21 protein-coding genes are annotated in these 21992 nt (G+C 72.2%); 10 read left to right on the plus strand and 11 right to left on the minus strand.

What is annotated here, in order from left to right:
* Positions 1-294 precede the first annotated feature (294 nt).
* Positions 295-537 (plus strand): hypothetical protein, encoded by a 243-nt coding sequence (locus BM085_RS24045; protein WP_093889185.1) that lies wholly within the window; start codon positions 295-297, stop codon positions 535-537.
* Between the two features lie 61 nt (positions 538-598).
* Here BM085_RS24045 and cobA read toward each other — a convergent pair whose 3' ends face one another.
* From cobA to BM085_RS24080, 7 genes are all read right to left on the minus strand, one after another.
* Positions 599-1831, minus strand: a complete 1233-nt coding sequence (gene cobA / locus BM085_RS24050; protein WP_093889186.1) for a uroporphyrinogen-III C-methyltransferase — start codon at positions 1829-1831, stop codon at positions 599-601.
* A 151-nt stretch (positions 1832-1982) separates the two neighbouring features.
* Complete coding sequence (locus BM085_RS24055; protein ID WP_093889187.1) at positions 1983-3188, minus strand: nicotinate-nucleotide--dimethylbenzimidazole phosphoribosyltransferase; 1206 nt, start codon at positions 3186-3188, stop codon at positions 1983-1985.
* Positions 3189-3228: 40 nt separating this feature from the next.
* Positions 3229-4056 (minus strand): sirohydrochlorin chelatase, encoded by an 828-nt coding sequence (locus BM085_RS24060; protein WP_093889188.1) that lies wholly within the window; start codon positions 4054-4056, stop codon positions 3229-3231.
* A gap of 229 nt (positions 4057-4285) precedes the next feature.
* A complete protein-coding gene (locus BM085_RS24065; RefSeq protein WP_031166331.1) occupies positions 4286-4828 on the minus strand; it encodes a GNAT family N-acetyltransferase in 543 nt (180 codons plus the stop codon).
* Between the two features lie 193 nt (positions 4829-5021).
* A complete protein-coding gene (locus tag BM085_RS24070; RefSeq protein ID WP_093889189.1) occupies positions 5022-5732 on the minus strand; it encodes a LutC/YkgG family protein in 711 nt (236 codons plus the stop codon).
* On the minus strand, positions 5729-7141 hold the full coding sequence (locus tag BM085_RS24075) for a lactate utilization protein B (protein WP_093889190.1): 1413 nt from the start codon (positions 7139-7141) through the stop codon (positions 5729-5731). Before BM085_RS24075 ends, BM085_RS24070 begins: the two co-directional genes overlap by 4 nt.
* A 175-nt stretch (positions 7142-7316) precedes the next feature.
* Entirely contained in the window at positions 7317-8051 is a 735-nt protein-coding gene (locus tag BM085_RS24080) for a (Fe-S)-binding protein (protein WP_093889191.1), read from the minus strand.
* Positions 8052-8120: 69 nt separating this feature from the next.
* Between BM085_RS24080 and BM085_RS24085 the strand changes: the two genes are divergently transcribed.
* Entirely contained in the window at positions 8121-8903 is a 783-nt protein-coding gene (locus BM085_RS24085; protein WP_093889192.1) for a FadR/GntR family transcriptional regulator, read from the plus strand.
* Here BM085_RS24085 and BM085_RS24090 read toward each other — a convergent pair.
* Positions 8823-10364 carry a sulfatase family protein gene (locus BM085_RS24090; RefSeq protein WP_093889193.1) on the minus strand — a complete coding sequence of 514 codons (1542 nt, stop codon included), beginning with the start codon at positions 10362-10364 and terminating at the stop codon, positions 8823-8825. The genes BM085_RS24085 and BM085_RS24090 overlap by 81 nt on opposite strands.
* Before the next feature lie 102 nt (positions 10365-10466).
* Between BM085_RS24090 and BM085_RS24095 the strand changes: the two genes are divergently transcribed.
* Positions 10467-11486: an LLM class F420-dependent oxidoreductase gene (locus BM085_RS24095; protein WP_093889194.1), complete on the plus strand. Its 1020-nt coding sequence runs from the start codon at positions 10467-10469 to the stop codon at positions 11484-11486.
* A gap of 183 nt (positions 11487-11669) precedes the next feature.
* On the opposite strand, the gene BM085_RS24100 is transcribed toward BM085_RS24095, so the two are convergent.
* Both BM085_RS24100 and BM085_RS24105 read right to left on the minus strand, forming a co-directional pair.
* Positions 11670-13625, minus strand: coding sequence for an FtsX-like permease family protein (locus BM085_RS24100; protein ID WP_245789619.1), 1956 nt, complete (start codon positions 13623-13625; stop codon positions 11670-11672).
* A complete protein-coding gene (locus BM085_RS24105) occupies positions 13622-14488 on the minus strand; it encodes an ABC transporter ATP-binding protein (protein WP_093889195.1) in 867 nt (288 codons plus the stop codon). The genes BM085_RS24100 and BM085_RS24105 overlap by 4 nt, the downstream gene beginning before the upstream one ends.
* A gap of 115 nt (positions 14489-14603) precedes the next feature.
* Here BM085_RS24105 and BM085_RS24110 point away from each other — a divergent pair, with 115 nt between their 5' ends.
* Positions 14604-15254, plus strand: coding sequence for a response regulator (locus BM085_RS24110; protein ID WP_093889196.1), 651 nt, complete (start codon positions 14604-14606; stop codon positions 15252-15254).
* Between the two features lie 136 nt (positions 15255-15390).
* Positions 15391-16053 carry a DUF4328 domain-containing protein gene (locus tag BM085_RS24115; protein WP_245789621.1) on the plus strand — a complete coding sequence of 221 codons (663 nt, stop codon included), beginning with the start codon at positions 15391-15393 and terminating at the stop codon, positions 16051-16053.
* A gap of 34 nt (positions 16054-16087) precedes the next feature.
* Here BM085_RS24115 and BM085_RS24120 read toward each other — a convergent pair whose 3' ends face one another.
* Positions 16088-16843: a GntR family transcriptional regulator gene (locus tag BM085_RS24120; RefSeq protein ID WP_093889198.1), complete on the minus strand. Its 756-nt coding sequence runs from the start codon at positions 16841-16843 to the stop codon at positions 16088-16090.
* A 309-nt stretch (positions 16844-17152) separates the two neighbouring features.
* Between BM085_RS24120 and BM085_RS24125 the strand changes: the two genes are divergently transcribed.
* Genes BM085_RS24125 through BM085_RS24145 form a run of 5 tightly spaced genes read left to right on the plus strand, consistent with a single transcriptional unit; the run spans position 17153 to position 21965 of the window.
* Positions 17153-18316: an ABC transporter substrate-binding protein gene (locus BM085_RS24125; RefSeq protein ID WP_093889199.1), complete on the plus strand. Its 1164-nt coding sequence runs from the start codon at positions 17153-17155 to the stop codon at positions 18314-18316.
* Positions 18317-18348: 32 nt separating this feature from the next.
* Positions 18349-19233: an ABC transporter permease gene (locus tag BM085_RS24130; RefSeq protein WP_093889200.1), complete on the plus strand. Its 885-nt coding sequence runs from the start codon at positions 18349-18351 to the stop codon at positions 19231-19233.
* Complete coding sequence (locus tag BM085_RS24135; RefSeq protein WP_093889201.1) at positions 19221-20078, plus strand: ABC transporter permease; 858 nt, start codon at positions 19221-19223, stop codon at positions 20076-20078. Before BM085_RS24130 ends, BM085_RS24135 begins: the two co-directional genes overlap by 13 nt.
* Positions 20075-21157 (plus strand): ABC transporter ATP-binding protein, encoded by a 1083-nt coding sequence (locus tag BM085_RS24140; protein ID WP_093889202.1) that lies wholly within the window; start codon positions 20075-20077, stop codon positions 21155-21157. Before BM085_RS24135 ends, BM085_RS24140 begins: the two co-directional genes overlap by 4 nt.
* Positions 21147-21965 carry an HAD family hydrolase gene (locus BM085_RS24145; RefSeq protein WP_093889203.1) on the plus strand — a complete coding sequence of 273 codons (819 nt, stop codon included), beginning with the start codon at positions 21147-21149 and terminating at the stop codon, positions 21963-21965. The genes BM085_RS24140 and BM085_RS24145 overlap by 11 nt, the downstream gene beginning before the upstream one ends.
* The last annotated feature ends 27 nt before the right edge of the window (positions 21966-21992 follow it).

Consider the following 21992-nt stretch of genomic DNA (forward strand, 5'->3'; position numbering starts at 1 on the left):
GAACCGGCACCGCCCACGGCCGGACCGTCGCCCCCACGAGAAGGACCGGCCACACCACCACCCGGCGACGAAGAAGCCCCACCCCGCCCACGAGGCGCGAACCCACCATCACCCGGAGCGGACACACCACGCCCCGGAGCGGACACATCACCCGCCCGAAGAGGGACGGACCCACCATCCGAAGAGGGAACAGACCCACCACCCACCCGAGGAGAGACGGCCTCACCACCCGGAGACGGAACAGACCCACCACCCGCCCGGGAAGGCGCGGACCCATCACCGGTCAGGGACGCGATGGTGGCCTCAGCGGCGGCCGCCGCAGCGCGGAACGCGGCGAGCGGGTCGTCCGGAGCCGGGGCGGTGGCGGCGGTCCGCTCCTCGCCGGTGGCCGGTGGCCGGGAGGCGGTGGCCGGCGGGTGGGAGGCGGAGGCACGGATGGACGTCGCGTCATCGTCGGGGCGGATGGCGCTGAAGGTGACCGTCTGCTCGCCGGGGGACTCGGCGTCGTCCGGCGAGGCTCCGCCGGACGGCTGCTGAGGGGTGCCGGCGAGGCCGTGGTCGCGCTCGCTCGGATGAGTGGGCTTGTTGGCAGCCGATTTCACGGTACCCGCTCCGCTCGAACCATCTCGACCTCCTGGCCGACCTTCACGACATCGCCGACGATCACGATCGCAGGTGGCCGAATCCCAGCCGCGGTCACGCGCTCCGCCACGGTGGAGAGCGTGGCGTAAAGAGCGCGTTGGGTGGGAAGAGTACCGTCCTGTACCACCATTACGGGAGTTTCTGGCGAACGTCCGTCGTGGATGAGGGTTTCGGCAATCGTTCCGATCCGTTCGACGGCCATCATGAGCACCAGGGTTCCGCCGGATCTCGCCAGATTCGGCCAGTCGACGGTGGATCGGGCGTCACCGGGCGGGACGTGCACGGAGATCACGTGGAACTCCTGGCTCACGCCGCGGTGTGTCACCGGCACGTTGGCCGCGGCGGGCACCGCGACCGGGCTGGTGATCCCGGGGACGACGATGACCGGGATACCCTCGCGGGCGCAGGCGAGCATCTCCTCACCGCCCCGGCCGAAGACGAACGGGTCGCCTCCCTTGAGCCGCACCACGAACTTGCCCTGCTTCGCGTGCTCGATCAGCAGCTCGTTGATCTTCTCCTGGGCCATGTAGCGGCCGTAGGGGATCTTCGCGGCGTCGATCAGCTCGACGTCCGGGGAGAGCTCGTCGAGCAGGGCCTGCGGGGCGAGGCGGTCGGCGATGACCACGTCGGCCTGGGCGAGCAGCTGCCGCCCGCGGACGGTGATCAGGCCGGGATCGCCGGGGCCGCCGCCGACCAGGGCGACGCCGACCGGCTTGGTGCGGTTGCGCCGGGCGTCGACCGTGCCGTCGCGGAGCGCTCCGACGACGGCGTCCCTGATCCCGGCCGCCCGCCGGGGGTCGCCGCCGGCGGTGACCGCCACGCTGATCTCGTCCACCCGCCCGCTGGCGGGGGTCCAGGCCGCCGAGGCGTCCTTGTCGTCCGCGCGCACGCACCAGATCCGTTTGGCCTCGGCCTCGGCCGCCACCGCGGTGTTGACCGCGCGGTCGTCGGTGCAGGCCTGGACCAGCCAGGCCCCGTCCACGTCACCGACCTGGTACGGCCTGGCCTCCCAGATCACGCGGCCGGTCGCGATGAGATCGTCGAGGGCATGCGTGACACTCGTCGAGACGATGGTGACCAGGGCACCCGCGTCAAGCAGCGCCGGGACCCGTCGCTGGGCGACGCGCCCTCCGCCCACGACGAGCACCCGCCGCCCGGAAAGGCGCAAACCGAGCAGGTAGGGCGACATGGTGACAGATCTCCCGTTCGCGATGAATTGCGGAGTAGCGTGTTAAGAGGTAAACCTACCGGCTAATGGCCCGCCGTTTGCTGCCCCCGTGTTAACAGGGTAAAGAAGACGCTGACCATGATTCGGCAGCGGGGCCCGAGCCTTTCGCAGGTCAGGCCTCCTTGTCGGTGACTCCGGCGGAATCGAACGTCGCCACCTCGTGCATCACCCTGACAGCCGCGCAGACGAGCGGGTGCGCGAGCAGGCCGCCGCTGCCCTCCCCGAGCCGGAGTTCCAGCTCGACCAGGGGGCGCAGGCCGAGATGATCGAGCGCGGCGGCGTGACCGGGCTCGGCCGAACGGTGTCCGGCCACGCAGTGGTCCACCACGGCGGGGGCCAGCGCGGCCGCCGCCAGCGCGGCCGACCCCGCGATGACGCCGTCCAGGATGACCGGCACCCCGAGAGCCGCCCCGCCCAGGACGAATCCGGCGATCGCCGCGTGCTCCAGCCCGCCGACCGCCGCCAGGACCTCCAGCGGCGGCACCGCACGACCGTCCTCCGGCGTGCCCTCCGTCCCTTCCGAAAGACCACCCGAAAGACCACCCGAGAAACTGCCCGCGCCGACCGGCAGGCCGCCCGCGCCTTCCCGCCCGCTCGCCGGGCCGGCCGCCGGCCCGCTCTCCCGCCCACCCGGCAGGCCGTTGACCCGCAGGGCCTGCCGGACCACCTCGACCTTGCGGGCCAGGGTCTCGTCGTCGACCCCGGTGCCCCTGCCGGTGACGGCGGCCGCGTCCTTGCCGGTGAACGCGCAGATCAGGGCGGCCGAGGCGGTGGTGTTGGCGATACCCATGTCCCCGGTGACCAGGCAGCGGGCGCCCTGATCCACCAGCTCGCGGGCCACCGCGATCCCGGCCTCCAGCGCCGCGACCACCTGTTCGGCGGTCATCGCCGGCCCGACGGACAGGTCGGCCGTGCCGTACGCGACCTTGCTGACGGTCAGGCCGGGGGCGGGGGGCAGGTCGGCGGCCACGCCGACGTCCACGACGGTCACCGAGGCGCCGACCTGGGCCGCGAAGGCGTTGGCGACCGCGCCGCCCGCGAGGAAGTTGCCGACCATCTGCACGGTGACCTCCTGCGGCCACGGGGTCACGCCCTGGGCGTGGACGCCGTGGTCGGCCGCGAAGATCGCCAGAGCCGCCGGGGCCGGGAGCGGCGGCGGGCTGACGGCCGCGGCCCCCGCGAGCCGTACGGCCACCTCCTCCAGCACGCCCAGAGCGCCCCGGGGCTTGGTCAGGCTGTCCTGGTGGGCCCGCGCCGCGGCGAGGGCCGCCGGGTCTGCGGGCCGGATCGCGGCGACGGTCTGCTCAAGGATGGTCATACCGTCTAGTGTCTCCCGGAAACGGGGTCTGCCGGGAGGATCACCAGGCGATGCCGCTGAGCGCCTCTTCGTAGCGTTCGATGACCACGTCGGCCAGGCCCTCGCAGTCGCCGATGACGTCGGCGCAGCGGACGTCGAGATCCGGGTGGCCCGCGGCGTAGGCCATGGCCTGGGCCCAGACGCGGTCCAGCACGCCGCCGGCGAACAGCAGGTAGGGCACGACGATCACGCGCTTGGCGCCGAGACGGCGGCAGCGCTCGATGCCGCCGGGGACGCCGGGCGGGGTGAGGGAGACGAAGGCGGTCTCCACGGTCATGTACTCGTGGGCGTGGGTCTCCCAGAACAGGCGGGAGACCCGGTGCACGTCGGCGTTGGAGGCGGGGCTGGTGGATCCGTCGCCGACCAGGACCACGGCGGTCTCGCCGATCTCGATGCGCTCGGGCTCGTCGTCGAACGGCCCGGCGGCGGCGGGGACCAGGCGGAGGCTGGCGACCTCGGCCGCGGCGTCGGCCAGGCGCTCGGCGAGCAGCGCCAGGACGCGGGGGTCGGAACCCAGGGGGCGGCCGTAGTCACAGGTGAGCATGGGATGCCGCTCCTGCTCGCGGGCCATCGCCGCGGGGATGTCGACGCCGACCCGCGTGTCCCCGGTGAGGCTCAGCGGGAGCGCCACCATGCGGTGGTGCCCGTGGGCGACCAGCGAGGCGATCGAGTCGCTGAGCCGTGGCCTCGCCTTGGAGATGTATCCGCCGGACACCGCCGCCGCCGTCTGGTCCAAACGGCAGCGGAGCCGATGGACGAACCTGCCGAATTCAGCAGATCCGTTGTCATCGTGTGAGCCCTGCCCGATGAGCAGCAGCGGCGGCTTCATAGAAACAGGACTCCAATGACCTTGACCTGGGGATACGCAACAGCGACTCGCGAGGATATCCGATAACGCCACGACATGGACAGGTAACGGATCAGCAAAGTGGGCCGGAGTACGCGGGAGGCGGGTACGGGAGCGGCGGGGCGGCATGATCCATTACATTCACCGCTCCCACTCTTAACAGGGACGGCAGGGAACAGGTAATGACATGTCGGCATGAAGTCGGCGCGGGTCAGGACAGGTCGGTTCTGAGCAGGCCGAACACCACGATGTCGTGCGGGCCGTCGTCCTCCAGCTCCGCGGCGCGCAGCACACCCTCCCGGACGAACCCGGCCTTCTCCGCCACCCGCAGGGAGGCGGTGTTGTCGAGGTTGGCGCGGAGCTCGATCCGGCGGAGCGTGGTGCTCTCGAACAGCCGGCGGACCAGTCCGCGCACGGCTTCGGGAGCGTAGCCACGTCCCCGGTGCATCGGATGGACGCCGTACCCGACCTCGGCGGTTCCGGCGCCCCACAGCGTCTTGAACACGCTGATCGCGCCCACGACCAGCCCGTCGGCGTCCATCGCCAGGTGGACGCCCTGGCCGGAGCGGTGCAGCTCGTGCACGCCGTGGGTGAGCCACTGCGAGATCCCGGACGGATGACCGGGCGCGCCCGGCGGGAGGAAGGCGTGCCGCGCCGCGATCACCGCGCGGATCCGGCCGGCGTCGGACGGGGCGAAGGGACGGAGCGTGAGCCGTTCGGTCGTGACGGACAGATCAGGCGCTAACCCGGTCACGCGCTCTCCCTACCACGGGGATGGGTGGTTCACAGCTCACCCCAGAGGAGCACGCCTCCGCAAGCCCTGCCCCACCCGCCCCACCGGAGCATCCGCACGCCCGCCCGTCCGGGAGCGGCGAGGGAGCCCGGTACGGCGGGCCCCATGCGTGCAGGCGGGCCGGGCGGGCAGGAGAGACGGGCGGAGCCGGAGATCAGCGGACGATCACGACCTCCAGCGTGCGGGGTCCGTGAACGCCTTCGACCCGGTTCAACTCGATGTCACTGGTTGCCGAGGGGCCGCTGATCCAGGTCAGGGGCCGTGCCGGGTCGAGCCTTCCGACGGCCTCGGGCACGCCCGCGACGATCTGATCGGCCCGCACCACGCACAGGTGGTAGTCCGGCACCAGGGTCAGCGCCCGCCGTCCCTGCCCGGGGCCGGCGTCCAGCACGATGGTGCCGGTCTCGGCGATCCCCAGCGCGCACCCCGTGATCACCCCGTCGGCGGCATCCAGCTCCGCCGCGCTCAGCACGGGCTCGTCCCGCACGATCGCGGCCGCTCCAGGACCGGGCTCCGCTCCGGCGTCCGCGGCTCTCGCCTCGACGGCCGATCTCACGGCCCGCGCCCACTCCTCCGGCAGCCCGTCGGGAACGACCAGGCGGGCAGGCGCCCGGCGGTCCAGCGTCGCCGCGATCGCCCCGGCCACCTCCCCCGCCTCCACCACGTGGACGACGGCCCGGTAGTCGGCCACGCGCTCGGCGAACAGCTCCACCGCCCCGGCCGGGTCCGACGACGTGCGGTAGGCGCGGGTGATCTCGACGTCCGGCGCCCCGGCCACGGCCGCGCGGATCCTCGACAGGATCCGCTCCCTGCCGCTCGCGGACACACCCGCCCGGGGGGCTCGCTCGGCCGCTGTGCCGCTCATCGGGCGCCTCCGTCGGTACGGTTCCACCAGTCACGGAAGGACTCGGCGGGGATGTCGGGGATGTCGCGGGTGTCGGTCCAGGCGGACAGCGGGCCGGGCAGGCGTTCGGGGACGAACCTGCGCAAGCGTCCGCCGAGGCGCTGGGCGCGGGCCAGCCGCGCCGGGCGGTTGAACACCCATCCGGCGGCGCGCATGCCCAGACGTTCGGTCCGCGGATGGCGGGCCTTTCCGCGCAGGTGGACCAGGACCTCTGGGATGTCGATCGCCACCGGGCAGGCTTCGAAGCAGGCGCCGCAGAGCGTGGAGGCGTAGGGCAGGGAGGCGTCCAGCGCGGATCCCATACCGCGGAGCTGCGGGGTGAGGATGGCGCCGATCGGGCCGGGGTAGACCGAACCGTAGGCGTGACCGCCCGCCCGCTCGTAGACCGGGCAGACGTTCAGGCAGGCCGAGCAGCGGATGCAGCGCAGCGCCTGGCGCCCGACCTCGTCGGCGAGGACCTGGGTGCGGCCGTTGTCGAGCAGGACCAGGTGGAACTCCTGCCCCTCGACCGCGCCGGTCCAGGTGGAGGTGTAAGGGTTCATCCGCTCGCCGGTGGAGCTCCTGGGCAGCAGTTGGAGGAAGACCTCCAGGTCCCGCCAGCTCGGCAGCAGCTTCTCGATGCCGACCACGCTGATCAGCGTCTCCGGCAGGGTCAGGCACATCCGGCCGTTGCCCTCGGACTCCAGCACCACCAGCGTGCCGGTCTCAGCGATCATGAAGTTGGCCCCGGAGACGGCGACCTTGGTGGACAGGAAGCGTTCCCGCAGGTGGAGCCGGGCGGCATCGGCGAGGTCGCGGGGCTCGTCGGTCAGCCCCTCGGGCGCCGCGCGGCCCCAGTCGGCCATCTTGTCGTGGAAGATCTCGCGGATCTCCGAGCGGTTGCGGTGGATCGCCGGGACCAGGATGTGCGAGGGCCAGTCGTCGCCGAGCTGCACGATCAGCTCGGCCAGGTCGGTCTCGTAGGCGGTGATGCCCTCGGCCTGGAGTGCCTCGTTGAGGCCGATCTCCTGGGTGGCCATCGACTTGACCTTGACCACGCTGGTCTCGCCGGTGGCCTTGACGAGGTCGGCGACGATCCGGTTGGCCTCCTCGGCGTCGGCCGCCCAGTGGACGTGGCCGCCGGCCGCCGTGACCGCCTCCTCCATCTGGAGCAGGTAGCGCTCCAGGTTGCGCAGGGTGTGGTCCTTGATCTCCTTGCCCGCGGCTCGGAGCTCCGTCCAGTCGGGCAGCTCGGCCACCACCGAGGCCCGCTTGCCGCGGATCGTGTGCGTGGCCTTGCGCAGGTTGAACCTGAGCTGCGAGTCCTGTACGGCCGCCGCGGCGTTCCGGGGGAACGCGGGCATGCCGAGGAACGTGTTGCCTCCGCTCATCGCGTGGCCCCTCCCCCGAGTGCCGGTGTCGTGTGCGGGCGAGTCGCGTGGGAGCCAGTCGTGTGCGGGCGAGTCGCGTGGGAGCCAGTCGCGTGGGAGCCAGTCACGTGAGGGCGAGTCGCGTGGGGGCGAGAAGTCCGGTCGCCGGGAAGAACCGGCGGTCGTGTGGTGCCGGTCATCGGGTGGCCTCCGTGGTGGCGAGGATCTCGGCGAGATGCATGATCCGGACACCGGCGCGCTGGCGGTTGAGCGTGCCTCCGATGTGCATCAGGCAGGAGTTGTCCGCGGCGCAGAGCACCTCGGCACCGGTGCTCGTGACGTTGCGCACCTTGTCGCCGCACATGGCCGCGGAGATGGCCGGGTTCTTCACCGCGAAGGTGCCGCCGAAGCCGCAGCACTCCTCGGCTCCGGGCAGGGGGACCAGCTCCAGCCCCCTGACCTGCTCCAGCAGGCGGGTGGGGCGGTCGCCCAGGTGGAGTCCGCGCAGGGAGTGGCAGGTCGGGTGGTAGGTCACCCGGTGCGGGAAGTAGGCGCCGACGTCGGTGACGCCGAGGACGTCGACCAGGAACTCGGAGAGGTCATAAACCTTCGGCACCATCTCGGCGACCTCGCCGGCGAAGGAGGCGGTCGTGACGCGGGCCAGCCGGGGGTACTGCTCGCGGACCATCGCGGCGCACGATCCCGACGGCGCGACGACCGCGTCGTATCCGGCGAAGACGTCCACGAAATGCCGTGCCAGCCGCGTCCCCTCCTCGGGGTATCCGGTGTTGACGTGCATCTGGCCGCAGCAGGTCTGCGCCCGGGGGAACTCGACGTCACATCCGAGGCGGCGCAGCAACGTCACGACCGCCTGCCCGGTGCCGGGGAACAGGGTGTCGTTCACACAGGTGATGAACAGGGCGACGCGCACGGCACTCCTTCCGTTCTATGGTCTGACCACAGTATGGTCTGACCATATCGAGTCACAAGAGGAGGGCCCTTGAGCGGATGGCAGCCCGTCCGGCGCACCCGGGCGTTCGAGGACGTGATCGCCCGGATCGAGGAGCGCATCGCGGGCGACGGCCTCACGGTCGGCGACCGCCTGCCGGGCGAGCGCCAGCTCGCCGAGCAGCTCCAGGTCAGCCGCTCGTCGGTGCGCGAGGCGATGCGCGTGCTGGAGACACTGGGGGTGGTGTCCTCCCAGGTCGGCCGGGGCCCCGATGCGGGGGCCGTGCTCACCGCACGGCCCGCCGGAGCGCTGACCGACCTGCTCCGGCTCCACCTCGGGCTGGCGAGCCTGTCGCTTGAGGAGGTCATCGACGCCCGGCTGATGATCGAGCAGTGGTCCGCCGCGCGCGCCGCCGGCCACGGAGCCGACCTGTCGGCCCTGAGCGACGCGCTGGAGCGGATGGATCAGGCCACCACGGCCGAGGATTTCGTCGAGCACGACACCGCCTTCCACGTCGCCATCGCGGAGGCCTCGGGAAATCGCCTGATCGCCGCCATGATGCGCTCCCTGCGCGACTCGGTCCGCCGCTACGCCATCGAGGCGGTCGAACGCCTCGGCGACACGGGCGGCCTCATGACCGACCATCACCTGATCCGTCAGGCCATCGTCTCCGGGAACCCCTCGGAGGCGTCGGCCGCCGTGGAGACGCATCTGCGACGCGCCTATCCGGACATCTTCCGCACCCCGGTCACCTCAGGGCCTCCGGGCGCCGATGACCGAGGCCGGGGTGAGGACCAGGCTCGGAGTGAGGACCGAGGTCGGGCCGACGGGTGAGGGTGGCCCCACGAACGGGGGCGGCCGGACGGAGTCGGCCGCCCGGCAGGTGGCGCCGGAGCAGGCCGCCAGGGCGTCGAGCTGCTGGTTGAACTGGGCGATCACCGCGGGCGCGACCTTGGCGGCGAGGTTGTGGAGCTGGTACGGATCCCTGGCGAGGTCGTAGAGCTGGTATTCGCCGGTCGAGTAGCGGACGAAGGTGTTCTGGGCGGTCCGCATGCCCTGGTAGGCGGGGACCGGGGTCTGGCGGGCCGATTTCTCGCTGGTCGGCCGGTAGAACTCGAGCAGGACGTTCTGCCGCCACGGGGAGGGCGTCCGACCGCGCAGGAGCGGGACCAGGGACCGGCCCTCGGCGAAGTCGGGGAGCTGGGCCCCGGCGAGCTCGGCGAAGGTCGGGGCGAGGTCCACGTTGGCCGACATCTCGCCGTTGACGCCACCGGGCCGGACTCCCGGCCCGCGGACCACCAGGGGCACCTTGATCGACTCGTCGAACGGGGTCGTCTTGCCCTGGGCGAGCCGGTGCTGCCCCAGGTGGAACCCGTTATCAGATGCGAAAAATATGTACGTATTGTCTAGTTTGCCGGTCTCTCTCAGAGTCTTGACCAGCGCGCCGACCATGTCGTCCACACCGAGCATGGCCCGGAGCCTGCGGCGGTAGCGCTCGTCGATCTTCTCGATCGCCTTGGCGCTGAACCTGGGGCGCGAGCTCAGCCAGTGGGGCTCGGCGCTCACGTCCGCCTGGTCGAAGGACGGGGTCCGGGGGGCGACGGCGTCGGCGAAGGCGTTGGCGTACCGGGGCGCGTGGTTGGCCGGGTTGTGCGGGGCGATCGGGGCGAGGTACAGGAAGAACGGATCGGGGCTCTGGGAGACGAACGCCCCGGCCTTCTGGCTGAGCACGTCGGTCAGGTAGTCCTCCGGCGCGGAGCCGTGGGCCGTCAGCACGCCGTTCTCGTTGAGCGTGTAGCCGTACTCCTCGTAGAGCTTGCGCACCGGCACGGCCCACTCGTCCCAGCCCGGCGGCACGTACGTGGGTTCGGTGGCGCCGTCGGGATAGTGGTTGAGGTATTTGCCCATCAGTCCGGTGCGATAGCCGGCCGATTTCATCCATGTGCCGAGTGTGGAGCGCTCCAAATCGGAATCATGGAACTTCGTGAAACCGCCTTCGGGCGCCGTGTTGGTCAGAACGCCGTGGCTGTGGACGTACTGGGAACGCAGAATCGACGAACGCGACGGACAGCACCAGGAGTTCGTCACGAAGAATCGATCGAAACTGGTGCCGGCCCCGACGAGTTGATTCCAGATATTCGGAAATTTCTGCAGACTCCCGTCGTCCAGGTCGTCGACGAGGATCAACACGATGTTCGGCCGGCCGGCGGCCTGCGCCGTGGCGGGAGTGACTCCCGAGGCGCAGAGGAGGGACAGCAAGATCAGGCACAGAGCCTTGCGGACAGCATCAAGCACATGTTCACGTTTCCCGGACGGGTGAATATCGACACCTTACTCTCGACCGGCCAAGCTAGAACGTGTTCTAATTGCGGTGCGCATATCCGGACGGAGGCCCTCATGAGCACCGATCTGAAACTTGGCCTGAACCTCGGTTACTGGCAGCGGAACGCCGACGACGCCACCGAGATCGTTCAGACCGCGGAACGGCTGGGCTACGGGTCGGTATGGACCGCCGAGGCCTACGGTAGCGACGCCTTCACCCCTCTGGCCTGGTACGGCGCGCGGACATCCCGCATCAAGCTGGGCACCTCCGTGGCGCAGATCTCGGCCAGGACCCCGGCCGCGACCGCGATGACCGCGATGACGCTGGACCATCTGACCGGCGGGCGGCTGCTTCTGGGCATCGGCGCCTCCGGCCCGCAGGTGGTCGAGGGCTGGTACGGCAGGCCGTTCCCCAAGCCGCTGGCCCGCACCCGCGAGTATGTGGAGATCATGCGCAAGATCTGGCGCCGCGAGGAGCCGGTGACCGGCGACGGCGAGCACTACCCGCTCCCCTACCCGGGCGGGGCGGGCATCGGCAAGCCGCTGAAGCTGATCACCCATCCGCTGCGCGCGGAGATCCCGCTCTATCTGGGCGCCGAAGGTCCCCGGAACGTGGCGCTCGCCGGAGAGATCGCCGACGGCTGGCTGCCGCTGTTCGTCTTCCCGGAGAAGATCGAGCAGATGTACGGCCCCTCACTGGCCGGGACGGGGCCGGACTTCGACATCGCCGCCATGGTCATGACGCTGATCACCGACGACGTCCGGGCGGGTCTGGACGGCGTGAAGATGATGCTGACCCTCTACATCGGCGGCATGGGCGCCAAGAGCCGCAACTTCCACGCCGACATCATCGGCAGGATGGGCTACGCCGAGGCCGCCGAGGAGATCCAGGCGCTCTATCTGGCCGGGCGCAGGGACGAGGCGTTCAACGCGATCCCGGACGACCTGGCCGACGGCATCTCCCTGGTCGGCCCGGTGGAACGGATCCGCGAGCGCCTCGAACTGTGGCGCAAGAGCCCGGTCACCAGCCTGCTGGTCATGGGGCCCCGCGACGAGACCTCGCTGAGGACGGTCCGCGACCTCGTCCTGGGCTGACCCCGCTCACGGACCGGCTCCGCCCGGGGCCGGCTCCGCCTGCGGGGACACCCGGCCGGAAGGTCTGCGCCCGCCGCGCGGGTCCGGCCCCGCGACTCCTTCGGCAGCCGGGGTCCCCGTCCTCCCGACGGTAACGACCCGGCTCCGCATTTGCAAGTTTCCCTACCGATTAAATAGGAATGGCTAGTCCGGGCGGGGCGCGGGGTTGGCGGTGACCGAGCGCAGGAGCGGTGCGCTGGCCGCTCCGGCCCCGATCACCCCGGCGAAACCGAGCGCCACGCAGACGAGCAGGGTGACCACGCCGGCGACGTTCATCGCGGAGATGGCGAACGGGGCGGCGCAGAACATGCCGACCAGGATGGAGCCGCCGCCCATGACCGTCAGCGGGATGAGCGTCTCGGCGCGGCGCGCCCCGTTCAGCACCTCCAGCGGGGTGCCCGCCAGGCGGAGCAGGGCGTAGGTCTGCCTGCGGTCCAGGATGGAGGAGGCCGCGGTGATCCCGGCGCTGGCGATCGCGACCAGGAAGGAGACCGCGAGCACGGTCACCGTGCCGGTGCCGATGTCCTCCAGGATCTGGGCGCTGGAGCGGTCCTCGTCGGCGGCCGAGGTGGCGCCGCGCCCCGGGACCAGGCCGTCGAGGGCGGTGCGCGCCCGGTCCACCGACCCGGCGTCGCGCTTGCCGAGTGAGGCGGTGAGCACTCTGGTCGCGCCGGTGCCGCCGGCTTCGATCGTGGCGGGGACGCCCGCCGCCGACAGCCGCTCGCGGGCCCCGGCGGTGACCTCGGCCACCTGGGAGGAGGGGACCGACAGCCGCAGGTCGACGGCGTCCGCGTCGCCGAGCAGGCCGCTTCCCGGGCTGAGCAGGCCGATGAACCCGGCGACGAACCCGGTCATGGCGACGCCGCTCACGGTCCGCCAGGCGGCCTTGGGGTCGTCCACCAGGCGGCGTCCGGCCAGCAGCCGGGCGGGGCGCCGGGCGGAGCGCGAGACGATCCGGCCCAGCATGCCGACCACCCATGGGCCGGCCAGGTTGATGGCCAGGAAGGGGAGGCCGATGACGACGACGGCTATCACGATGGCGCTGTCCCCCCTCAACACGGGCACCATCGCGAGGCTCGCCAGCAGCGCGACGACCCGGACGAAGCGCATCGCCGGAGGCGTCTCCCGCTTGGCGACGCCGAGCGGGCTGACCACGATCCGGCGCAGGCCGACGACCGCCGACAGGCCCACGAGCAGCGGTACGGCCAGCAGCACCGCGAGCACGGCGAGCACGCCGGGCCACATGTCGGACAGGAACCAGGGGCCGCCCGCGATCTCGATCCCGGTGAACAGCGGGATGCCCAGGCCGTACAGCGCCGCGCCGATCACCGCGCCGCCGAACGCGGTGATCACCGCCTCCGCGACGGTCATCGTGACCACCTGGCCGGGGGTCGCGCCCACCAGCCGGAGCGCGGCCAGGCGCTGGTCCCGGCGGGCCACGGTGAGCCTGGCCGCCGCGCCGCCGAACACCAGCAGCGGCACGACCATGAGCACGCTGGCGATCAGTCCCAGCGCCTTGTACGCCTCGGCGTCGCCCGTCGCCTCCCCGGTGAAGCCGGAGATCTTCATGGGCCCGGCACCGGCACGCGGACCGTCCGCCGGCTCCGCCGTCATCACCGGGGCGTCGGATCTCTGCCCGCGGACCGCGACGAGCTCGCCGGGGTGGACCAGCGCCTCGTCGCCGACCGTTCCGGCGGTCTTCCGGGGGAAGCGGCCGGCGAGCTGGTCGGCCGGGAGCTCCCGGGCGAGCTCGGCCAGCGCAGGGGAGAACCAGACCTCTCCCGGCGCGGGGAAGCGCGCCAGGCCGGGCGGCGGGGCCGCCCCCGGCTCCAGCGCCGCCAGGTCCACGACGGTGATCTGCCGGTCACGCACGTAGTCTCTGCGCACGGTCTCGATCGCCGTGGCCTTCCCGGTCGCCGCGACCGGGTTGCGCCACGCCTCCCGGTCGGCCCGGCCCTGGAAGGCGATGTTGACCGACACCGCGAAGAGCAGCAGCGCGGTGGAGACCGCCACCGCCGCCACGGTCAGCCCCGCGCCCAGCAGGCCACGGCGTCCGCCGCCGCGCAGCAGCCGCCAGGTCAGAGCCATCAGCCCGGTCATCCGCTCACCCCGGGAAGGATCTGGGTCGCCGGCTCCCGCGTGACGCCCTGGCCGGGGACCGGGTGCCGCGGGTCGTGCCCGGAGGAGGGGTGGGCGCCGTGACCGGCGGAGGGATGGGCGCCGTGACCGGCGGAGGGATGGGCGCCGTGCCCGGCGGAGGGATGGGCGCCGTGCCCGGCGGGCGGCCGCGCGCCGTGCCGGCCGGGGATGATCTGGCCGTCGCGGACCTCGACCACGCGGTCGCACCACCGGGCCACCTGGTGGTCGTGGGTGACGACCACCAGCGAGGCTCCGTTGTGTTTGGTGGCCTCCACCAGCAGGCGCATCGTGTCGTGGCCGGTGCTCTGGTCGAGCGCGCCGGTCGGCTCGTCGGCGAAGATCACCGCGGGCCGGGTGACCAGCGCGCGGGCGATCGCCACCCGCTGCGCCTGACCGCCGGAGAGCTCGCCGGGGCGGCGGCCCTCCATGCCGCCGAGCCCGAGCGGGCCGAACCACTCGCGGGCCTGCCGTACGGCGTCGGCCCGGGAGACGCCGCCGAGCATGAGAGGCAGCGCGACGTTCTCCTCGGCCGGGAGCTCCGGCAGGAGCTGGCCGAACTGGAACACGAACCCGAACCGGGTGCGGCGCAGGGCGCTGCGCTGCCGCTCCCCCATCGCGTCGATCCGCAGGCCGAGCAGGTGGACCTCACCCGCGTCCGGCTTCATGATCCCGGCGAGGCAGTGCAACAGGGTCGACTTGCCCGACCCGCTCGGTCCCATGATCGCCACTGCCTCGCCGGTGTGGACCGCCAACCCGACGCCGCCCAGCGCCACAGCCGGGCCGAACCGCTTGACCAGGCCGGTCCCTTCAAGAACAACACTCATGCCGATGACCCTCCCGCGCGGGAGCCTGCCGGGGGATCGGCCGACCGTCCGATTCACCGGCGGGGGCCTCGTCCGAAAGTCCGATGCCGGATTCCGAGCTGGCAGAATCCATCAGGTGACAATTCGGGTGCTCATCGCTGACGACCAGGTGCTGGTGCGGACCGGTTTCCAGATGATTCTGGACGCCCAGGAGGACATGGAGGTCGTGGCGACCGCCGGGAACGGCGCCGAGGCGGTCGAGCACGCGAGGAGGCTCCGGCCCGACGTGTGCCTGCTCGACATCCGGATGCCCAAGCTGGACGGTCTTGAGGCCACCCGGATCCTGGCCGGGCCCGGGGTGCCCGATCCGATGCGGGTCGTCATCGTCACCACCTTCGACCTGGACGAATACGTCTACGGAGCACTCCGCGCGGGCGCGACCGGGTTCCTGCTCAAGGACAGCGGGCCGACGCTGCTGATCGAGGCGGTCCGGGCCGCGGCGGCCGGGGACGCCCTGGTGTCGCCGTCGGTGACCGTACGCCTGCTCGAACACCTGGCCCACCCCCGGGCCGGGGCCGCCCGCCCGCTCGCCGAGCCGCTCACCGAGCGCGAGCTGGACGTCGTCCGTCTGGTGGCCAGGGGGCGGACCAACCAGGAGGTCGCCGCGGAGCTGTTCGTCTCGCTGTCGACGGTCAAGACGCACCTGGGAAGCATCCAGGCGAAGCTCGGCGCCAGGAACCGGGTGGAGATCGCCGCCTGGGCGTGGGAGTCGGGCGTGGTGAGCTGACCGGCAGGACGCCGGAGGCTGATTAGCGGAGGGGCCCGCGGGATAGAAAAGGGGCAGGTCCTTCAGCGCATGCCGGGGGGAGACATACATGCGCCCCAGCTCATCTCCACACACCAAGTCCGCTTCAGCTGTTTACGTGACCCTCACCGCCCAGGTGGCCGCCACCGCCGCGCTGGTGGTGTTCGAGCAGGCCCGGGGCCGGCGGCTGGTCCGGGAGATCTCGGCACTCGGCGGCGACCCCCACGCGCCCGGGGCGCAGGCCGTCGTCGGCGCGGTCTCCGTCTTCGCCATCCTGATCATGCTCGTCACCGCGACCACGGTCGCGGCCGCCGCCGCCTACCTGACCTGGCTGGTCCAGGCCCGCCGGAACGCCTCCCCCGGGGCGCAGGCCGCGCCGGTCCTGGCCGCCTGGTCGGTGCCGGGGGTCAACCTGGTCGCCCCGCCGGTGCTGGTCTACCGCCTCTGGTGGGGCTCCCGGCCGCCGGCGGACCGTCACGGCCGCTGGGTGGCGCTGCTCGCCGCCTGGTGGCTGAGCTGGCTGGCCGTGCTCGCCCTGGTGTCGGCACGGCTCACCGCGGTGGGCGACACCGACCTGACCGGCCTCGGCCCGGCCGAGCTGGCCGTCGTCGCGCTCTGCGCCCTGCTGTGCGCGGCGACCGTCCGGCAGATCACCCGGATCCAGACCGCGGGCGCCCGTCCGCGCCCACCGGCGCGGACGGGCCGGGTCATGGCGCGGGCCGTCCCGCGGATCCTCGCGGAGCAGGGCTCCGCACCGCAGGCCCATCACGCCCGGCAGTGACCGCCCGGACGCCGACGCTATCGAACATACGTTCTCACGGTGCCGAGCGCAAGTCCCCCACCTGCCGCACCAGGGGGTTGGCGTCCACCGAGTTGCGGATGCTGAACGTCACGCTGCCCGCCCGGTAGCGGTCGTCGGACCACTCGACCGGGCGGCCCTCGTGGGTGGTGGTGACCCGCCGCTGGCGCAGCAGCGGGCTGCCCCGCCGTACGGCCAGCAGCCGGGAGTCCTCGACCCCCGCCGCGACCGCGTCGATGAGGTGCTCGCCGTAGGCGAAGACGAGGCCGACACCCTCGTAGAGGGCCTGGGTGACCGACTCGCACTCGGGGTCGATCCGCTCGACGGCCGGAGCGATCCACCCGGCGTAGACGGTCCGCTCCAGCAGCACCGGCTCGCCTTCGAGCGAGCGCAGCCGCAGCACCGACAGCACCGGCTCGCCCGGCTGGAGTGCCAGCCGGGCCGCCTCGGTGACGCCCGCGCCCCGGCGGCGCTGCTCCAGCACCCGCCCGCTGACCCGGTAGCCCATCGCCCTCGCCCACTGGGCGAAACTGTGCAGCTCGGCGAAGCTCTGGCTGCGCTCGCGGCCGAGCACGATGCGCCGGGCCCCCTGCCGGGAGCCCACCAGTCCCTCGGTGGCGAGCACCGCCACCGCCTGGCGGACCGTGCCGCGCGAGGCCGCGAAGCGGGTGGCGAGCTCCGCCTCCGAGGGCAGCTGCGCGCCGACGGCGTACTCGCCGCGCATGATCGCGTCCCGCAGCTCCGCCGCGATCCCCGCGTAGCGCGCCGTCATGTCCGCCCCCGCCCGGTCCCTCGGCCGGGCACCCGCCGGTCCCGCGATCTCGCCTCGCCTCTCAAGCCCGCCCCTCCGTCCCGGCCCGGCGCCCAGCCATGATCTCTCTCGCTGCGCGCACCGGGCGGCCATCCCACCTTCACCCTAAACAAGGATGAATCGCCCATGAAGTCCCAGCTCTCGCATTCTCCCGACGTACTTCGGGCGTTCATCGGACGGAAACCGATTACCGACTTACTAGGTCTAGCTTGTTTGTACAAGTTCGCCTACTTTCATTGCATATTGCGCGACACCCCTTTGGGAGACAACGTGATCGCATCCCAAGTCCGCTCCGCAGCCCTGGCCGCGCTTCTCCTCGCAGGCGTCACGGCATGCGGAGCGGCCCCGACCACCGCCGCGCCGTCCGCCTCCGGCGGCGGCTCCGCGGCCGGTGTGGACGCCCGGACCGCCGCCTCAGCGGCCGACTTCGGCGGGCTGGACAAGCTCGTCGAGGCCGCGAAGAGGGAAGGCAGGCTCCACGTCATCGCCCTGCCGCCCGACTGGGCCAACTACGGAAAGATCATCGAAGCCTTCAAGGCGAAGTACGGCATCGAGATCGAGAGCGAGACCCCCGACGCCGCCAGTGCCGACGAGATCAACGCGGTGAAGACCCGCAAGGGCCAGGACCGCGCCCCCGACGTGCTCGACGTCGGCCAGTCCTTCGCCATCAGCGGCGCCGCAGAGGGCCTGTTCGCGCCCTACAAGGTCCAGACGTGGGACAAGATCCCCGCCAACCAGAAAGAGCCGAGCGGCCTCTGGTTCAACGACTACGGCGGCTACGTCTCGATCGGCTGCGACGCCAAGAAGATCACCAAGTGTCCGGAGACCTTCGCCGACCTGCTCAGACCCGAATACAAGGGCAAGGTCGCGCTGAACGGCAACCCGACCAAGTCCGGCTCGGCGTTCGCCGGCGTGTACGCGGCGGCCCTGGCCAACGGCGGCTCCTTCGACGACATCCAGCCCGGCCTGCAGTTCTTCAAGAAGCTGAAGGACACCGGCAACTTCAACCCGGTGGAGACCACTCCGGCCACCATCGAGAAGGGCGAGACCCAGATCAGCATCGACTGGGACTACAACAACGCCGCCTACGCCCCCAAGATGGCCGAGAAGGGCCTCGACTGGAAGACGGTCATCCCGACCGACGGCAAATACTTCCAGCTCTACGCGCAGGCGATCAACAAGGACGCCCCGCACCCGGCCGCCGCCCGCCTCTGGCAGGAGTTCCTCTACAGCACCGAGGGCCAGAACCTCTACCTCGGCGGCTTCGCCCGCCCGGTGCTGCTGCCCGCCATGAAGGCCGACGGCTCGGTCGACAAGGACGCGGAGGCCAACCTGCCCCCGGTCGAGGGCGAGCCCTCCTTCCCGACCGAGGCCCAGGTCAACAAGGCCAAGGAAGTCCTGGCCGGCGGCTGGGGCGCCGCCGTCTCCGGCTGACCGATGACGACGACCGATTCCCCGGCCGAGCGATGACGGCGACCGACGGGGGTACGGCCGCCCGGCGCGGCGGCCGTACCCGCTCCACAGGGTGGCTCGCCGCCCTGCCCCTGCTGGCCTTCGTGGCGCTGGCGTTCGGGATCCCCGCGGTCGCGCTGCTGCTCGGCGCGTTCACCGTCAGGGACCCGCAGAGCGGGCTCTCCTCCTACAGCGCCGCCAACGTGGCCGAGAGCCTGCGGGGCAACTACCTCGCCACCCTCCTCAGCAGCGTGCGGCTGTCGGCGCTGGTCGCGGTGCTCGGCGCCGTCCTGGGCACCTTCCTGGCCCAGGCCGTGGTCACCTCCCGGCTCCGGGCGCTGCGCGAGGCGGTGCTGACCGCCTCGGGAGTGCTGGCCAACTTCGGCGGCGTGCCGCTGGCGTTCGTCTGGATCGCCACGCTGGGCAACTCCGGCGTGGTCACCAAGATCTTCGGGCTGGGCGAGTCCGGCTGGAGCCTCTACACCTTCTGGGGCCTGGTGATGGTCTACATGTACTTCTCGGCGCCACTGATGGTGCTGGTCATGACCCCGGCCCTGGACGGCCTGCGCCCGCAGTGGCGGGAGGCGGCGCAGAACAGCGGCGCCACCGCCTGGCAGTTCTGGCGGCACGTCGGCATCCCGGTGCTGGCCCCCGCGCTGCTCGGCGGCGTCGTGCTGCTGTTCGGCGGCGCGTTCGCCGCCTACGCCACCGCCCAGGCGATGGTCGGCAGCACGGTCCCGCTGGTCACCCTGCAGATCGCGGACGCGCTCACCGGCGACGTGCTGATCGGCCACGAGAACATCGCGCTCGCCCTCAGCCTCGACATGATCGTCATCGCGATCCTGGTGATGGCGGTCTACCTGCCGCTGCAAAGGAGGAGCTCCCGATGGCTGCGATAGCCACCGTGCCCGAGGTCGCCCCCGGCCCGGCCGCCTCCCGCCCCCGCCCGCGGCGGGTGCGTGTCTGGCGGGGGATCGTGCTGGGCGTCGCGGCGCTCTACTTCCTCGTCCCGATGGCCGTCTCCTTCTGGTTCACCGTCCACACCGAGGGGAAGGGCCTCTCGCTCGGCGCCTACACGCGGATCCTGTCCACGCCCGGCTTCGTCTCCAGCCTGCTGCTCTCCCTGGGGCTGGCCGCCGCCACGATCGTGACGGTGCTGCTGCTGACGCTCCCCGCGATGCTCGCCGTACGGCTCGGCGCACCGCGGCTGCGGCCCGCGCTGGAGCTGATCGCCACGCTCCCGCTGGTCGTGCCGCCGATCACCTATGTGGTGGGCATCGGCACGGCGCTGCGCGGCGGCACCGAGGCGCTGGCCGCCACACCGTTCTGGGCCACGCTGATCGCGGTCCAGGACGAGAGGTTCCCGGTCGTGCTCGTCCTGGCCTACGTGGTGCTGACGCTGCCGTTCGCCTACCGGTCGCTGGACGCCGGACTACGGGTGATCGACGTGCGGACCCTGGTGGAGGCGGCGCGGAACCTGGGCGCCTCGTGGCCGCACGTGCTGCTGAGGGTGATCGTCCCCAACGTCCGCTCCGCCATCGCCAGCGCCTCCTTCCTCACCCTCGCGCTGGTGCTCGGCGAATACACCGTCGCGGCCCTGCTCGGCTACCAGACGTTCCCCGTCTGGATCGTGACCGTCTCCGGCAACGACGGGCAGCTGTCGGTGGCCCTGTCGATTATCAGCCTGCTGCTCATCTGGCTGCTGTTGCTCACCCTCTCGGGTGCGGGAAGGAAGCGTCAATGACCGTCGAGCTCCGGGGGCTGCGCCGCACGTTCGGCCGCACGGTCGCCCTGGACGGCCTGGACCTCACCGTCGAGCAGGGCGAGCTGATGGCGCTGCTCGGGCCGTCGGGCTGCGGCAAGACGACGGCCCTGCGCTGCGTGGCCGGCTTCGAGCACCCCGACTCCGGGGCGGTGCTGGTGGACGGCGAGGACATCACCCGGGTGCCCGCCAACCGCCGGGACGCGGGCATGGTCTTCCAGTCCTACAGCCTGTTCCCCAACCTCAACGCCCGCGACAACGTGGCCTTCGGACTCCGGGTCCGCAAGGTGCCCGCCGCCCGGCGGCACGCGCGGGCGGCGGAACTGCTGGAGCTGGTCGGCCTCCCCGCGCACGCCGAGCGCTATCCGCACGAGCTCTCCGGCGGCCAGCAGCAGCGCGTCGCACTGGCCAGGGCACTGGCCCTGGAGCCCCGCGTGCTGCTGCTGGACGAACCGCTGTCCGCGCTGGACGCCAAGGTCCGCGTCACGCTGCGGGAGGAGATCCGGCGGCTCCAGCTCGACCTCGGCATCACCACGATCTTCGTGACCCACGACCAGGAGGAGGCGCTGTCGGTCGCCGACCGGGTCGCGGTGCTCCGCGACGGGCGGCTGGAGCAGTGCGGGCCCCCCGCCGACGTCTACGACCGGCCGGCCACGCCGTTCGCGGCCGAGTTCGTCGGCACGATGAACCACATCCCCGGCCGCCTGTCCGGGGACGGGGTCACGGTCCTGGGCCAGCTGCTCGAGGTGGACGGCCCGCTGCCCACCTCACCCGACGTGGATGTGCTGGTCCGGCCGGAGGCCGTGCTCGTCACGCCCGATCCGGAGGGCCGGGCGCTGGTCGTGGCGTCGTCGTTCCGCGGTTCGTCGGCGCGGCTGCGGGTGCGGCTGGGCGAGCTGGAGGTCCTCAGCGACGTACCCGGCCACGACGCGGCACGGCTGGCCCCGGGCACCCGGGTGGCCTTCAGCCTTGTGCGACGGCCCGTCCTGGTCGCCGAGCGCGCCACGGCCGGCGGCGGCCGCACCCCCGCCGAGCTGGAGGATCCCGCCGGTGTCAGCTGAGCTGCGCGCCGTCCTGTTCGACATGGACGGCACGCTCGTGGACACCGAGGGGCTGTGGTGGGAGGCGTGCGCGGCGGTGGCGGCGGAGCTCGGCCTGGAGCTGGCCGGGACCGACGCCGCCCACCTGCTCGGCCGGCCCGTCGAGCACGCCGCCGCCCATCTCCTGCGGCGGAGCCTCGCGCGGCGGGACCGGGCCTCCTCGGACGTGATGACCGCCCATCCCGGCCGGGCCTCCTCGGACGGGATACCCCCTCACCCCTGCCCGGTCCCCGCGGACGGGATGGCCGCCCACCCCGGCCGGGCGCTCCCCGGGGAGTTCCCCGCGCGACCGGACGAGGCGTCCGCCGAGGCCGTCGGCGCGCGGCTCACCGATGCCTTCGCCGAGCGGATCGCGGGCGGGGTGACCCTGCTGCCCGGCGCGATCCGGCTGCTGGACGACCTGGGCGCGGCGGGTGTGCCGGTGGCCCTGGTCAGCGCCTCACCCCGGCGGATCGTGGACATGGTGCTCCGCACGGTCGGGGCGGAACGCTTCCGTCAGGTCGTGGCGGCCGAGGACACGGAGCGCGGCAAACCGCTGCCCGACCCCTACCTGAGGGCCGCCGCGGCGCTGGGCGTGGACCCCGCCGAGTGCGTGGCCGTGGAGGACAGTCCCACCGGTCTCGCCGCCGCCCGCGCCGCGGGATGCCGGGTGGTCGCGGTGCCGGGCGACGTGCCGGCGCCGTACGGCGTGCCGGCGGTGGACAGCCTGGAGAAAGTGGATCTGGCACTGTTGCGGCTGCTGACAGCCGGGAAGATCTGGATAAGCTGAGCCACTTCATGTGACGGTATATGCGGT

Source organism: Streptosporangium canum, assembly GCF_900113865.1.
Lineage (GTDB): Bacteria > Actinomycetota > Actinomycetes > Streptosporangiales > Streptosporangiaceae > Streptosporangium > Streptosporangium canum.